The organism is Rhodococcus sp. 27YEA6, from assembly GCF_044908235.1.
Classification (GTDB): domain Bacteria; phylum Actinomycetota; class Actinomycetes; order Mycobacteriales; family Mycobacteriaceae; genus Rhodococcus_F; species Rhodococcus_F qingshengii.
On record NZ_JBIYCY010000017.1, the window covers coordinates 101,172 to 114,956 of the forward strand.

Annotated in this window: 13 protein-coding genes and 4 pseudogenes; 11 read left to right on the top strand and 6 right to left on the bottom strand. The window is 64.0% G+C overall.

Annotated features, from left to right (window positions below):
- Positions 1-150: 150 nt before the first annotated feature.
- Both ABH939_RS28645 and ABH939_RS28650 read left to right on the top strand, forming a co-directional pair.
- Positions 151-561, top strand: a complete 411-nt coding sequence (locus ABH939_RS28645) for a helix-turn-helix domain-containing protein (protein WP_151097018.1) — start codon at positions 151-153, stop codon at positions 559-561.
- A 53-nt stretch (positions 562-614) separates the two neighbouring features.
- Positions 615-1,610 (top strand): DUF3039 domain-containing protein, encoded by a 996-nt coding sequence (locus ABH939_RS28650; RefSeq protein WP_151097016.1) that lies wholly within the window; start codon positions 615-617, stop codon positions 1,608-1,610.
- A 396-nt stretch (positions 1,611-2,006) separates the two neighbouring features.
- Here ABH939_RS28650 and ABH939_RS28655 read toward each other — a convergent pair whose 3' ends face one another.
- From ABH939_RS28655 to ABH939_RS28680, 6 genes and pseudogenes are all read right to left on the bottom strand, one after another.
- Positions 2,007-2,162 (bottom strand): hypothetical protein, encoded by a 156-nt coding sequence (locus ABH939_RS28655; RefSeq protein ID WP_193595882.1) that lies wholly within the window; start codon positions 2,160-2,162, stop codon positions 2,007-2,009.
- 44 nt (positions 2,163-2,206) lie between these two features.
- Positions 2,207-2,800: a pentapeptide repeat-containing protein gene (locus ABH939_RS28660; RefSeq protein WP_404650485.1), complete on the bottom strand. Its 594-nt coding sequence runs from the start codon at positions 2,798-2,800 to the stop codon at positions 2,207-2,209.
- A 445-nt stretch (positions 2,801-3,245) separates the two neighbouring features.
- A pseudogene (locus ABH939_RS28665) lies at positions 3,246-3,869 on the bottom strand (IS6 family transposase); the annotation flags it as partial.
- Positions 3,870-3,875: 6 nt separating this feature from the next.
- Entirely contained in the window at positions 3,876-4,256 is a 381-nt protein-coding gene (locus ABH939_RS28670; protein WP_243580642.1) for a transposase, read from the bottom strand.
- A 224-nt stretch (positions 4,257-4,480) separates the two neighbouring features.
- A pseudogene (locus tag ABH939_RS28675) lies at positions 4,481-4,771 on the bottom strand (transposase); the annotation flags it as partial.
- 541 nt (positions 4,772-5,312) lie between these two features.
- A complete protein-coding gene (locus tag ABH939_RS28680) occupies positions 5,313-6,014 on the bottom strand; it encodes a helix-turn-helix domain-containing protein (protein ID WP_151097012.1) in 702 nt (233 codons plus the stop codon).
- Between the two features lie 108 nt (positions 6,015-6,122).
- Between ABH939_RS28680 and ABH939_RS28685 the strand changes: the two are divergent.
- The 9 genes and pseudogenes from ABH939_RS28685 to ABH939_RS28725 form a co-directional block, all read left to right on the top strand.
- A pseudogene (locus ABH939_RS28685) lies at positions 6,123-7,222 on the top strand (ATP-binding protein).
- A pseudogene (locus ABH939_RS28690) lies at positions 7,219-8,452 on the top strand (VWA-like domain-containing protein). Before ABH939_RS28685 ends, ABH939_RS28690 begins: the two co-directional pseudogenes overlap by 4 nt.
- Positions 8,449-8,643 (top strand): hypothetical protein, encoded by a 195-nt coding sequence (locus tag ABH939_RS28695; RefSeq protein WP_243580641.1) that lies wholly within the window; start codon positions 8,449-8,451, stop codon positions 8,641-8,643. The pseudogene ABH939_RS28690 and the gene ABH939_RS28695 overlap by 4 nt, the downstream one beginning before the upstream one ends.
- The gene (locus tag ABH939_RS28700; RefSeq protein WP_151097010.1) at positions 8,640-9,827 is read left to right on the top strand and encodes a hypothetical protein; all 1,188 of its coding nucleotides are present in this window, start codon (positions 8,640-8,642) and stop codon (positions 9,825-9,827) included. Before ABH939_RS28695 ends, ABH939_RS28700 begins: the two co-directional genes overlap by 4 nt.
- Before the next feature lie 69 nt (positions 9,828-9,896).
- The gene (locus ABH939_RS28705; RefSeq protein WP_151097008.1) at positions 9,897-11,195 is read left to right on the top strand and encodes an AAA family ATPase; all 1,299 of its coding nucleotides are present in this window, start codon (positions 9,897-9,899) and stop codon (positions 11,193-11,195) included.
- A 124-nt stretch (positions 11,196-11,319) separates the two neighbouring features.
- Positions 11,320-11,523, top strand: coding sequence for a hypothetical protein (locus ABH939_RS28710; RefSeq protein ID WP_257233279.1), 204 nt, complete (start codon positions 11,320-11,322; stop codon positions 11,521-11,523).
- A 198-nt stretch (positions 11,524-11,721) separates the two neighbouring features.
- Positions 11,722-11,943 (top strand): type II toxin-antitoxin system ParD family antitoxin, encoded by a 222-nt coding sequence (locus ABH939_RS28715; protein WP_151097004.1) that lies wholly within the window; start codon positions 11,722-11,724, stop codon positions 11,941-11,943.
- Complete coding sequence (locus tag ABH939_RS28720; RefSeq protein ID WP_151097002.1) at positions 11,944-12,246, top strand: type II toxin-antitoxin system PemK/MazF family toxin; 303 nt, start codon at positions 11,944-11,946, stop codon at positions 12,244-12,246.
- Between the two features lie 28 nt (positions 12,247-12,274).
- On the top strand, positions 12,275-13,785 hold a 1,511-nt coding region (locus ABH939_RS28725; RefSeq protein WP_404650486.1), incomplete at its 3' end, for a hypothetical protein.

Consider the following 13,785-nt stretch of genomic DNA (forward strand, 5'->3'; position numbering starts at 1 on the left):
GTGATCGTCTCTGTACGGCGGGCATGACGCATCACGTATTGCGTCCCAGCAGCAACCCGCGTAGTTTCAGATATGACAGTTACGCTAGTTGTTGCGGATGGAGAATTCGTAGATCGGCGTTGTCTGAGCAACCGAAGGAAAACCACACCCATGCCTGCCGCCATCACAGAACTCGCTGCCCACGCGGTGCCTCCCACCGATGTCACTGCTTTGCGATCCTTCGCTGCAAGACTCGAAGCACCCGAACTGCGTGACCTCCTGCTCGGCCTCGCGGCATCGGTGGAAAACGGCACCGATATCACCCTTCTGCCTGCCGACGCAGAACTGACCCCGCAACAAGTCGCCGACCGATTGAAGATGAGTCGTACACACCTGTACAAACTGCTCGACAACGGGACATTGCCCTCCGTCAGAGTCGGTAGCCACCGCCGAGTCCTGTTCAGCGACGTCGTCGATTTCGAACACCGCCGCCAACGTGATCGTCGTGAACTCGCCGAACGGTTCGCTCACGAAAATGCCGGCCGCAATGCCGCGATCGACGAGATCGCAGCCCAACTTTGATCGCCAGCTCACGCCACGTGCATTGCTAAATCTCGACTTGAGATCATGAACGGATGAGCCACAACCGTCGGGCACGGCCGACACAACGAGTGCTGTCGGTCGATCTCGGCGACGGATGGGACGACCCATCCCCTCAGCGAGCGATTGTCGATCGTCGATGGTCCGACCTACATCCGTTCGCGGAGTTACCGCACCCGTTGATACGCAAAGCATCCGAGCTGTACGGCACGAACCCGGACCATGATCCCGCTCCCCAGGCGATCGTATCCGCGAAAGAGATGCATCTGCTCAAAGTACGGCTCGGACAGTGGCGCGGCGCGATCTGGACGGACCCCGAGACCGGAGTTCGATGGCTGTGCGCGGCGGGTTTGGCGAAGGGCGGACACGGAGACCGTGACGATTTCTACGAACAGATCGCCGACCAGGTAACTCGGGGTCGTGGCAACGATCTTCTGCCCACGGTCGACGATCAGTACCTCCTCACACGTGAGACCGCTGCATGGATCCTCACCGAATGGGAGTTGTCGATCCAGTCCAAGACGCGAAAAGCTCTGGCCGACTTGACGAGTGCGCCGGCCGTATCGTTTGAGGTCAAACATCCTCTACGGGATGACACGATCGCCACCGTGGAAGTGACCTTCGGTAGCGACGACCCTCACATGGAAGAATTTGTTGTCGAGATCGGGTGGAACGAGAGCGAACAAGGCACTGACATCGGGTGGCAGTTGATTGTTCGAGTTCTCACTTCCATCGCTCCTCGTGCTCAGGAATGGGATGTGTACGGGTGGACGTACTCACAGATCGCTGAAATCGGACACCGTGATTGCCGTATTTCCGCACTGTCCGTCGCCGAAGCGGAAGAACGGCTACTTCCGATTGAACAGGGGACGGTCAGTCACTACGGTCACACGAACCATCTCGCACAGAGCGCTGTCGAGGGTGACGCTGTACGTGCCTTGTGCGGAGTCTTCTTCGTCGCGGTTCAGGACCACGTCGCTTTGCCGGTATGTCCGGAATGCGCCACCCGGCACGGCCAGTTGCCTCGTTAATCGGCTTCTGACCTGGAGATGCTCAGGGGTATCGCCGCGCATCTCCAGCGAGTGGATACGACATCTGTGATGTTCGGGTCGGTTGGCGGCCAGCCCCCATGAACGGGGGAATGGCTAGGCCGAGTCGATGGCAGGACTCCTTGGACAGTGTTGGCCCCCAGCATTCCATCTCGGCCCGAAACGTCGGGGCGGGAAGTCTTCTGCGACATCGTTTGCTGAGGTACTCGATCGGGTGTGTGTTCGGGAGCTTTTGGCTGACCGACTCGAACCTTTACGTGTGTCAATATCTGCTGTCGGGCGTGACGAGAATACATCGGCGTGGTCTAGTTTCCGTCCGTCGGGAATGGACTAGGTTTCGACCGTCGTTCACAGATCCGATCTTCTGGGGTTGATCCGTTATCGTCGGTGATGCGTTGACCTGTTGAGACCAAGTTCGATTCCGGTACCGATCGCGGCAGCGACGGCGCGGATGCGGCCCGTACCGGGATCGAACGTCGGTGAGGTGGGTCGGCCGAAGGTTCCGCACCCGATGGTTCCGTCTCGTGCAGTCACCGCCGGGGGGTGGTCGTGGCAGCCACTTCCGGGGCCTGACCGGGTCAGGTGTTTTTGTAGCACTCACCGAGGGACAGGATCCCGCACGTCCTGCCGTCGAGCCAGGTTGCTCCATCGAAATTGGTGAAATCGTTCGTGTACCAGCCGCCGATTCTCGCGTCCGTCAAGTTCGCCTTGTTGAACCCGGCCCCTTCGACGTGCGCTTCGATCAGCTTCGCCCCTTGGAGGTTCGCCAGGTGTAGTTCCGCGGCCCGGAGGACGGCGTAGTTGAGCGTCGCGTCGACCAGTCGGGCTTCCCACAGGTTCGCCTTCTCGAGGTTCGCCCACGACAGGTTCGCCGACGGCAGGTGCGCACCCTTGAGGTTCGCCCCCGTCAGGTTCGCACTCCTCAGCGTTGCCGATGACAGGTCCGCGTACTCGAGGTCTGCGCCGTGCAGGTCTTTGTCTGTCAGGTTTCTGCTGCTGAAGTTGCAGCCGTGCAGATCGGCGCCGGGGAGGAGGTTCTCATTCCCGCAGCGGTCGGCAGCGCCGGCGGCGCCGGCGCTGAGGGCGGTGAGGGTGGCGGCGGTGACCGCGGTCAAGGCAGCAGCGGCGAGGGTGCGGCGTAGTGATGTTCGGCGGGAACGGTGAATAGTCATGGGTGAGAGTGTCCCGCGGCCGGGTGGTGGGATGAGTCCTCTGATCCGACGGTGGGGTTGGTGATCTGTGGTCGGTGTCGTTCTCGGGGTGTCTCTGGGGGTTCGTCGACGTTCTATAGAAGGAACCTGAATCCGCTATCGCCAGTCGGCAAGCGATCGTGACCTATCGAGACGGCACTGTCACGTTGTTGAGCGCGACAGTGCCGATCGGAGTGGGTAGGCAGATTTTGGCGGTCGATGAGCTCTGTTGTGCGGGCCGATCGTGACCACCTGCGGGGACATCGATCTTCGACCCGCTGATGGTGCACTTGGGGGAGTGATCGGGGGTGGAGCTCAGCCGACGCCCACGCGGTCGCCGACTTTGTGCTGTCACGGTAATCGAAAGATGCAGCGGCACAACTAGTTTGGTGCAGGTTGCTACGGGACAATGCCGGGCCGTTCACATTCAGGCGGCGGCATCGGTCGCGGTGATCTCGCGCCAGACTGCGAACCGGTCGGCCATCTCGACACGCCATTCGGCGCTGGTCAGCAGGTGTCGGCGCGGCCGGAAATGTGGCGAGATGCTGCTGAACGTGGACAGGAACCGTTGCGCGTGCCCAGGTGAGGTGAAGCGTTTCATCGCATGTTCGCGTTGTCGGGTCGGTTGATGCGAGTTCTCGGCGCGATTATTCACATACTTCGACTGGCGATGCTCGACCGATCCCAGCGGTTCACGGTGCGCCACCTGGTAGCTGCCCAGCTTGTCGGTGACGATCATCCGCGGAACATACTCCAAACCCTTGAGCAGCCTCCGCAAGAACTTCTTGGCTGCCAACGCACTTCGGCGTGACTGAACCAGCACATCGAGAACGTTGCCATGTTGATCGACAGCACGCCACAAATAGTGTTGCCGACCATTGATCCGAATGAACACCTCGTCGAGGTGCCACTTGTCACCGGGTTGTGGGCGTCGGCGGCGGAGCTCGTTGGTGTAGGCCTGCCCGAATTTGGCGCACCACCGCCGGATCGTCTCGTAGCTGACCACGACACCGCGTTCGAGCATGAGTTCCTCGACCTCTCGGAAGCTGAGAATCGGTCACGTTCGGGCGAGTCGGCGGGTCATGAGGACGATCATGGCGATGCGGACCATCGCTTCGTGGTGGTCGGGTCTGGTTTCGTCGTCGCGGACGCAGCGGCGGTGCTTGCTGATCCACGCGAAGGTCCGCTCGACCACCCAGACGTGAGGGCGGACGTGAAATCCGGTACTGCTTGGTTTGCGTTTGATGATCTGAATGCGCAGGGTGAGAACATGTTCCGCCCAGACGAGTAGCCGACCTGGGTAGCCGCCGTCGGCCCAGACCAGCCGTATGGTGGAGAACGCGACACGCAGTGCGGCGAGTAGCCGGTGCGCGGCGTCGCGGTCCTGGATGGACGTGGCGGTGACCACGACGGCGAGCAGCAGGCCGTTGACATCCATGGCGATGTGTCGTTTGCGGCCGTTTGTTCTTTTGGCGCCGCGTCCCACTCGCGACTGGATCGGGGCACAGTGTCGGCTGCGGGCACGGTCTGCGAGTCGACGACCGCAGCGGTCGGGCACCGGTCCCGCCCTTCTTGCGTGCGGGTCCGGTCTCGCAGCGTGTCATGGATGCGTTGCCACGCGCCTCCGCGCACCCAGCGAGCGAAGACCGCGTATACGGTCATCGGCGGCGGGTACTCCCCCGGTAGCTGCCGCCACGCGATACCACCCCGAACCAGGTAGAAGATGGCATCCAGAATCATTCGGCGGCAATGCTTCTCGGGCCTGCCGCTGCGACCTGCCGTGTTGCCCGGCGGCGGCAGCAACGGTTCCAGGATCGCCCATTGGGCGTCGGTCAGCAACGACGACGGATACACCGCGTAGCAATGCCCGCGCGACGGATGGGGCGGGCACGCCGGGCACAGCGAGATCGGCGATGATGGCATTCGTGGGCTCCTGGGCACGGGCAACGACATTGGTAATCACTGACCAAACCAGGAGCCCGCCCATCGTCCGTGCAGTCGCCGCGGCACCGAGTAGAACGCTCTGTCTGTTCTGACGTGGCAGTCCGGTGTGACGGTGCAGACCGAATAGTGGAGGTTTGAGCGGGCTCGTCGGAAGCGGAGCGAGTACGGATGCTCTATCGCTGTGTTCAGAGTGTTTCGTAGATGATGCTCGAGATCCGGCCTTCGTCTTCGAGCACCGCAGAGATGTCCGGGCCGAAATCGACCAGGCGCCCGGCATTATTGACCATGAGTCGCCGGTTTCTATGTGCAGCACGATGTCGACATCAAGCGTGGGCCGGTTGAGTGGCACTCCTGCTTTCGCTGCGTGCAACTGCACCATCAAACCGCCGATCAGTGTCCACTGTTCGGACGGGATCGCGTTGGCCAGTTCCGCGGCTTGGGGCCACGGAGTAGCCCACCCGCCGGCGGGCGCCTGAACAGTCCACTCGGCACGGACGGGGGAGTGTGTTCGGATTGAGGAGGCTCGATGCCGGCGGCTTGCAGAGGGTGGTCAGCGGAAGTCATCGAGTAGCTCCTGGAGTACGCGGGTGCCGGCGCTGCGCTGGCGGGTGTCGAGTGAGTCCATCAGATCGACGGCGACGGCCGCGATCGGAAGCGTCGGCGTACGGAAGAACGGATTGAGGGCGGAAACGACCCGGAGGGTGACATCTCCATTTTGGGACAGCATCCCGAATTGTTCTACGACGTCGTCGAAGTCGTCTTCCAATACGTACCCGTCGACTTTGTCGTGTGACGCGGAGGACAGGCCGAATCGCTTTGCTGTTTCCGGTACATGAATAACCGCGCTGATGCCTGTGGCCGCGAGGTAGCCGTCCTTGATCAAGACATCTCCATCGCCGTCCCAAGTGTCCATGTGGTGTGTCGTGGCACGGTTTCTGGCGAGGTAGGCGACTTCTTCCGCGGTGGACCTGCGCAAGCGATGTTTGAGGCGGGTGATCTGTTTTGAATTATGCATCCAGTCGACTTTGCAGTGGGAAAGCAAGGCCAGGGCAGCCCACGAAACCTCAGGACTCCACGGGCGTCCCGGCCGGCGGGAGCTTTGGGCCACACGGTGGACGGATGCACTGTTGAGAAGGAGAGAATTGCCTACCGTGCGGGCGGCGAGGATGGATCCGGAGCGAGCGAGTCTTGCGACCTGCCGTTCGGTCACCGAGAGCAAAGCTGCAGCCTCGTGCACCGTCATCTCGTCCATGCCTTATATGGTCGCACTCAAGACTATATAAGGCAATAACAGCACTACATTGACTATCGGTGGTTTGGGCGATCGAGATGCATCGTGCCGATTTTTTGGAGTGTTCTGATGGCTGATCTGGCTACTGCTGTGACTGTGTTGGATGCGAACGGGCGAGCGGGTGTGCCGTCGTTGTTGATTTCGGGTCCGGGGATGGGCAAGTCGAGTTTGGTTCGTGGGGTGGCTGCGGCGGATGGGGTGTTGTGCAAGACGGTGTTGGGGTCGTTGCGTGAGCCGTCGGATTTCGCGGGGTTGCCGGTGGTGCGGGAGCACGGTGTGACGTTGGAAGCTCCGGCGTGGGCGAAGGAATTGGTAGCCGGTGGTGGCGGGTATCTGTTTCTGGACGAGTTGACGACGAGTCCGCCTGCTGTGCAGGCGGCGATGTTGGCGGTGGCGTTGGATCTGACTGTCGGTGATGTGCAGTTACCGAAGGGAACTCGGGTGATTGCGGGGCGAATCCTCCGGATTGCGCTGCTGGTGGGTACGAGTTGGAAGCGCCGTTGGCGAATCGGTTCTGCCATGTGGAGTTCACACCGTCTGTCGATGAGTGGTTGGACGGTATGGCGCCGGGGTGGGGTGCGCCGCCTGCCTCGCGTGCGGTGGCCACCGATGAGCAGCGGGTTGCGTTGGTGCGCAGTTCGATCACCGGCTTTGTGCAGCGCAATCCTGATGCGTTGGATGCGTTTCCGTCGTCGGCTGCGCAGACCGGTGGTGCGTGGCCGTCGCGTCGTACGTGGTCGATGTTGGCGGCGGTGTTGCCGCATTTGCGGGAGGACGACAACGCCGCGATCAACACGGCGGTGTTCGGGTTGATCGGTGAGGGCGCGGGCGTGGAGTTCTTGGAGTGGCGGCGTAGCGCGGATCTTCCCGATCCGGTTGCGGTGGTGGAGAATCCCGATTCGGCGTTCGATTGGCAGTCGCGTCCTGATCTGGTGTGGGCGGTGCTGTCCGGTGTCACGGCGTGGGCGGTGGGATGGGGCACGGTGGAGGCCTGGCGCAGTGCGTGGGGTCCGCTGATCGCGGCTGCGGAGGCGGGCGCACCGGACGTGGCGGGCGCGGCGGCGCGCACGCTGGCGAAGGCGCGACCGGCGAAGGCGACTGTCCCGGCGTCTGCACGTCGGTTCGCGCCGATGTTGACCGCTGCGGGTCTGATGGAGGCGGCGGCATGAGCGGGGTTCGGGCGCTCGCGCCGGATGAGTTGCGGGCGTTTCGCCTGGCACGACTGGTTTCTGCCGAACAGATGCCGTATTTCATGCGGGCGTTGTTCGCGGCGCAGCCTGTTGCTGCACCGGGGTTGGGCACGTTCGCGGTGGATGCGCAGTGGCGGCTTTATCTCGATCCGGCGTTGTTGGTGGGGGCTGGTGCGTGGCCGGTGCCGGTGGCGGGTGCGGTGTTGTTGCACGAGGTCGGGCACTTGCTGCGGGCGCACGGTGTGCGGGGTCAGTCCTTGCCGAAGCCGGTGCAGCACGTGGCGTGGAATTACGCGGCGGATGCGGAAATCAACGACGACTTGCTGGCGGCGGGCGTCGGGTTACCGGACGGGGTGATCACTCCACAATCGTTCGGGTGCGGCGACGGCGGAATCGCAGAGGACTACTACACGCACCTGATCGATCCGGCTACGGGACAACAGTTTCCAGACGACGACGATGTGGGATGCGGGTCCGGTGCGGGGTGCGCGCCGGTGCCGGGGGAGTTGGGCGCGGCAGCGGGGGAGGTCGCGGACGGGTTGGACGGCGCGGAAGCAGATCTGGTGCGCCGTCATGTGGCGCGGGCGGTGCAGGCGGCGCAAGGGAAGGGGCGCGGGAGCGCACCGGCAGGATTGGCGCGGTGGGCTGGTGAGGTTCTCACGCCGCCGACCGTGCCGTGGGATCGGTTGTTGCGTGCGGTGATCCGGCGCGCGCTGGCGGATCAGTCGGGGCGGACGAACTACAGCATGCGCGTCCGTCGCGGCGCAGCCTGCCGGGGATCGTGGCCCCGGCGATGCGGGGTCCGTCGATCACGGTGTCGATTGTGATCGACACGTCGGGGTCCATGTCGGCAGGTGATCTGTCGGCGGCGATGGGTGAGGTGGCGGGTGTACTGCGGGCGGTGTAGCGCGGGAGCGGGTACGGATTCTCTCGTGCGATGCGAAATCGACGTCTGCGCAGGCGGTGCGGTCGGTGGCCGATGTGCAGTTGGTGGGCGGCGGCGGTACGGATATGCGGGTCGGGATCGATGCGGCGAACGCTGCCCGTCCTGCCCCGCACGTGGTGATCGTGTTGACGGATGGGGATACGCCGTGGCCGGATCGGCCGTCGCGAGCGCATCTGGTGTGCGCGGTGATCGGCAACGACGGCGCACTGGCACGGACCCCGGAATGGGCGTCGAGTGTGCAGATCCCGGTCGGTGCGTTGTGAACTCGGTGAGCGGTGACCTGTTGCGGTACGCGCAGCAGGTGTTGACCGGGACTTCTCACGCGCCGGATCAGGTGGCGAGCGTGGTCGCCGGTACCAGCGAGGATGCGGCGGCGCGGGCCTTGCGTGCGGGGTGGGAGTGCGCCGCGAATCCGGTGATCCTGGCGTGCGAACAGACGGAGGACGTGTCGTGAGCGTGGAATGGTTCGATCTGGCTCAGCGTCTCTATGCCGCCGAAACAGGGCGCCCCGTTGCTCGGCTCGCACACACCACGTTCACCCCGTCAGCGTCGGCGCTGGCGGTGCGGGCGAGCGCACGCGGCGGCAGCGTGCGCGTGTCCGCTGCGGCGTTCGGTGGACGAGAGGAAACCGCGTGCGACGAGGCCGGGTTGGCGTTGCTGGCACGGTTGGGCGGCACGCTGGCGGCGGATGCCCCGGCGACGTTGCTCACCGACGACGGCGGCACGATTCCGGCCCTGGTGGGGTTGGCGCGGGCGCACGCTCACCACAGCGACCCGAACATCTCCGGTAGCGCCGCGATGGTGGGGTGGTGGGCGGATCGGGCGGATCATCCCGGCACGTCGGCGGTGGTGAATCTTCCGGCCGCGTCGAGTTCCCGCTACGTGCTCGGAGTGGTGCCGGAAGCGCAGCGGTCGGCGAGGGTGTGGCGGACGTGGTTGCAGATCGCGGACGAGAGTGTCGCCGGGATGCACGAATGGGCGCGTGCGATCGGCAGTGGCCCGTTGCTGCCGCTGCTCGCTGCGATCGGTGAAGACGACGCGTATTCGTTTTCTCGGGCACAGTCCGCCTTGGTGGACGGTCACGACTGGTCGCGTCCCGACAACACGGCCAGTGCCGCGATGGGTCTGCGAAGTCGTTGTGATGCAGCAGATGTGATGTCATCGGGTTTGCTCGATGATCCGATGTGGCGCGAGCGCGCACTGCACACCGGTCACGTTGCGGTGGGTGTGGCATCGATGACGCCGCCACCGAAGGGCTCGCGTCGGCGCAATGGGTCGTTGTCGGTGACGTGTGAGCGTTTGGATTCGCGCCTTCGGGTTGGATCGGCTGTCACCGGGTGGGTCGGTACACCGCGACGGCGTCCGTTCGAGCAGTTCACCGTCGAGGTCACTCAGGCCGAGGTTGTCGGCGGGAAGTTGGTGCTCGGACTCGGTTCGGTGGGGATGTATGCGCCGCCGAGTGGGGCGTCGGTGGTGTTGATGCCGCAGGCTGCGTCACCTTTCGCGATGCGCGCTGGGCGGGGCCGGTACTGGAGGCTCTACCGAGGTCGGCGGTCCTGGCTTTCGACGGGGCAGACGCCTGTCCCTTCTCGGCGCGGCGTGCCGTTGGACGTGCTCATTGCGGGCGCTGAGGAATAGCACCGGCAGCACAACTGCCATAAGTAAATAGGCAGTTCAGAAGCTTTTTTCAGAAAGGTTTGATTCGTCATGCGCATTACGGCCTCGTCGGATATCGCTGCCCCCTCCGGGCCGGTCCCGCCGTCGTCCCGTCCGGCCACCCCGTCGCTGACGGGGTGGCCGGGGTCGGAGATCATGTCCGACCCGATCACAGCGCGTGTGCTGTTCTCGGTGTGGTCGGGTGATCCTGCGGTGGTGGTGCCGTCCCCTCCCGGCGCAGGCAAGACCCGCTTGGTTGCACTGCTGGCTGCGGCATTGGCGCACCGGGCGGATCTGCGCGTAGGGATCGCGGCTCAGACCCGCGAACAGGCGGTGGAGATTGCACGCCGGTTGGGAACACTCACCGACCGCGCCGCCTTGATGTGGAAGGCGAAAGCACCGGCACCGGACAGCGGCGACACCCCGGTGGTCTCGGGACAGAAAGTGCGCTGGCAGGGCGACGTCGGGGGAATTCTGATCGGCACGACGGCGCGATGGTTGTTCTCGGACCCGGACCGAGTCGGCGCGGACGTGTTGATCGTGGACGAGTCGTGGCAATGCACCTACGCCGATCTGGGAGCGCTGGGAGCCATGGCGAAACAGGTGGTGTGCGTGGGCGATCCCGGACAGATCGACCCGGTGGTGACCGGCGATGTATCTCGTTGGGAGGGAAGCGAAACCGCACCCGATCTACCCGCCCCGATCGCACTGTTGGCCGCACACGGCGATGCGGTGGGGATGGTGCGGTTGGCGCACACCTGGCGACTCGGACCCGACACCACAGCACTGATCGCGCCACTGTTCTACCCCGATCTGCCGTTCACCTCCAAGAGACCCCCGGAACACCTCACCGATTCGAGCGGCGCTGTGTGGCCCGAATTGGCACACCGCCCGATCACAACCTGCGGAGGCCCGTCCGATCCGGCCCTGGTGACCGCATGCGCTGCGCGGGCGGCGGAACTACTGGCAGCGGATCTGGTCACCACCACAGGCCAGCGGTCAATGACGGCCGCCGACGTGGCCGTGGTGGTCCCGCACGTGACCCAGGCTGCGGCAATCCGCGCACTACTGAGCGAGCACCCCGACGTACTGGTCGGCACCGCCAACTCATTGCAAGGCCTCGAGCGTCCCGCCGTCGTGGTGCTGCACCCATTGGCGGGATACCGGACCGCCGAACCCTTCAATCTCGATCCGGGCCGCGCCTGCGTGATGCTCTCGCGTCACCGCGCCCACATGTCCGTCGTCATCGACAGCGCGACTGCGAGCGTTCTCGCACACGGTGCGCCGTCGCCCGCGCTCGAGGTCCAGACCGGCCTGTTGGCCGCGCTACACAGCACCCCCGCTGTGTAGCTCACCCGAAAAAGAAAGGGACTTAGGCAATGTCCGAAACAACGAAGATCGAATACCGTGCATGCGTCTGGGAAGGAATAGACACATTCGATGCAGTCGCAGCCGTCGACGGCGGGCGGGGAGCATGCGCGATGAGTTCCTTGTGCGAGCAGGACCGAAGAGGCGCAGATCCACGACAACTTCCGTCCGCGCTGTGCGGGCAGCGGACGCAATGATCGCGTACGCCCGCCGCTGCGGTACCGGCACCGAAGAATTGCCCACGGTGTTCGCGGACTTCCTCTCCGATGCACATCACCTGGCCGACGCGGTGGGCGTCGATTTTCGGTGATGCCACACGCAATGGGGAGGGGCATTTACACCGCCGAGTTGTACGGCACCGAGTAATCGGGGCGCTGACGGCCCGGCAGTCCACGGATGTTCGGCCGGCAGTCCCCGGCACCGGGAGTGTCAGGGGCGGTGGTTGCAAGGAGATGAATGGATGGGGGACCGGTACCGGTTTACATCCCAATTCGGTATCATGATGGTTATGAGTACGCAGATCGCGGTACGACTGCCCGAGGACATCGTGGCGTTTCTCGACAGTGAGGTCAGCGGCGGGCGCGCGAAAAGCCGTGCCCAAGTCGTACTTCGAGCGTTGGAACGTGAGCAGCGTCGACAGTTGGCGGTCCGCGACGTGGAGATCCTGTCTGACGGCGCGGGAATGGATAGTGATGTGAATATCGCTGCCGCGCACGGAAAGAAGAGCTGAGTGCGGCCGATCCATGACGCGCAACTCGGAGGTCTTTGTCCGGTGTTGGTTCTGACGAGGGAGCTGGTTCGGCCTCATCTGGGGACGGTTACTGTTGCTCCCATTCGTTCGGAGGGGCGGGGGTTGTCGACCGAACTGAGTTTAGGCGAAGGCAACGGCGTCGAGGACGGATCTGTTGCCGACTGCGACGGAGTAACGACCATCCCCGTGTCGGCACTCGGCGCGAACCGAGGATTTCTCCTGCCGGCTCAGGAAGTGTTGTTGACCAGGGCATTGCGATCAGCATTCGATCTCGAATCATGACGACGCCAACAGCAACGACGGGACAGCGATGGCGGTGAAGAAGTGGGAGCAGATCCCCCTGTTCGACCTCGATCCTCCTCCGGTGCCCGAAGTCCATGGCGAGGGTCCTGAGCTCGATGCTGAACCAACACTTTTCGATCTCGACGACGCCGCCTCGGCCCCGGAATCCGAAACTGGCGTGGACACCGCATCGCAGGTTGCGGCATATCGCCTCGACGCAGAGGCAGATGTCGAACCAGAAACCGGCGAAAGCACCGATGCCGATCGCCAAGGGGGCTCGACGTCGCCCCTGGCATCGGTCTTCGAGGTCTCGGACACTGCACCCGTTGTGCCCCAAGACAAGACCGCCGCTGATGTGGAACCGGAAACCACCCAGGCCCCCGGACTCGACGCAACCGAACCGGCCGCCCTTCCTCCCGCCGGCGAGTCGGCAGACGGCCACGCCGTCATTGTCACGGCAGCTGGAACCTACACACCATCCGGCCACACGCTCACCGGCCCAGTAGATTCTATCGAAAAACTCGACAAACTCATCAGATGGGCAACGCTCACCCCGCTGGGCGCGCCGGCACAGATCTGGATAGTCGGAATCGAAGCCTGCGAGATGCTCGGATGGATCATCGATCCAGGTAGCGAAGACGACGTCGATGACATGGAAATCCTCCGCACCCGCGCTGCCGAGGAACTCACCGCGATCCTCCATGCCACGCTGACCCCGATGCTGACCGCAGGATGGGAACTCCGCGGAGAACCCGGCCACGTCGTTCACCTCTCCCGCACCACCGGGAACTTCACATCCATGGTCGACATTTTCATCGAACCCTACGTGTGGACCTACTGGAACAAAGACTTCGGATGGGGTAATCGCGTGGGGGACATGGGGATCCTCGGGTCACCGGCCGCCGGAACCTACCTCCCGGACGAGGACCTCCCCGCTGCCCGCGAACTGGGACGCCGACTCGCCTGGTGCGCACAACACCTCGGCGTGCTACCCGGCCCCACCCCAGCACGCACCGGCGCCGCCATCGTCGACAAGATCAAACGCGACCGCACCCGCAGCGGTAAAGGAATCGTCGTCACCGTCGGTGGACCGGTCCCACCGCTGGACGGCGAACCCCGCGGAGATCTCGAACCAGCCGCCGGTTGGACACGCATCCCGGACCTCGAAGAACTCTCCGACGCAACACAACTGGTATCGATAGACCAACGAGCGGCGTACCTCGCTTCCGCTGGCATGCTCGAATTCGGCTACGGAAAACCTCGACATCTTCGCGGCGAGAACGCGCTCGACGCTGCGCGGCAATCTAAAACCCCGTTCGGACTCTGGCGGGTAACCCTCCCACCGGGTGACATGCTGGCGCTCCCACCCGCTCTACCGTTGCCTCACCCACACATGCTCGCCGACCAACCAGTGCAGACCTGGATCACCACCGTCAGCCTCGACGCACTGCAAACGTCCATCGCCGATGGCGGAATCGGCGCAGAACTCGACGACCTCGACATCGCAGAAGCCTGGGTCTACCCGCAGCAAGGTCGAGC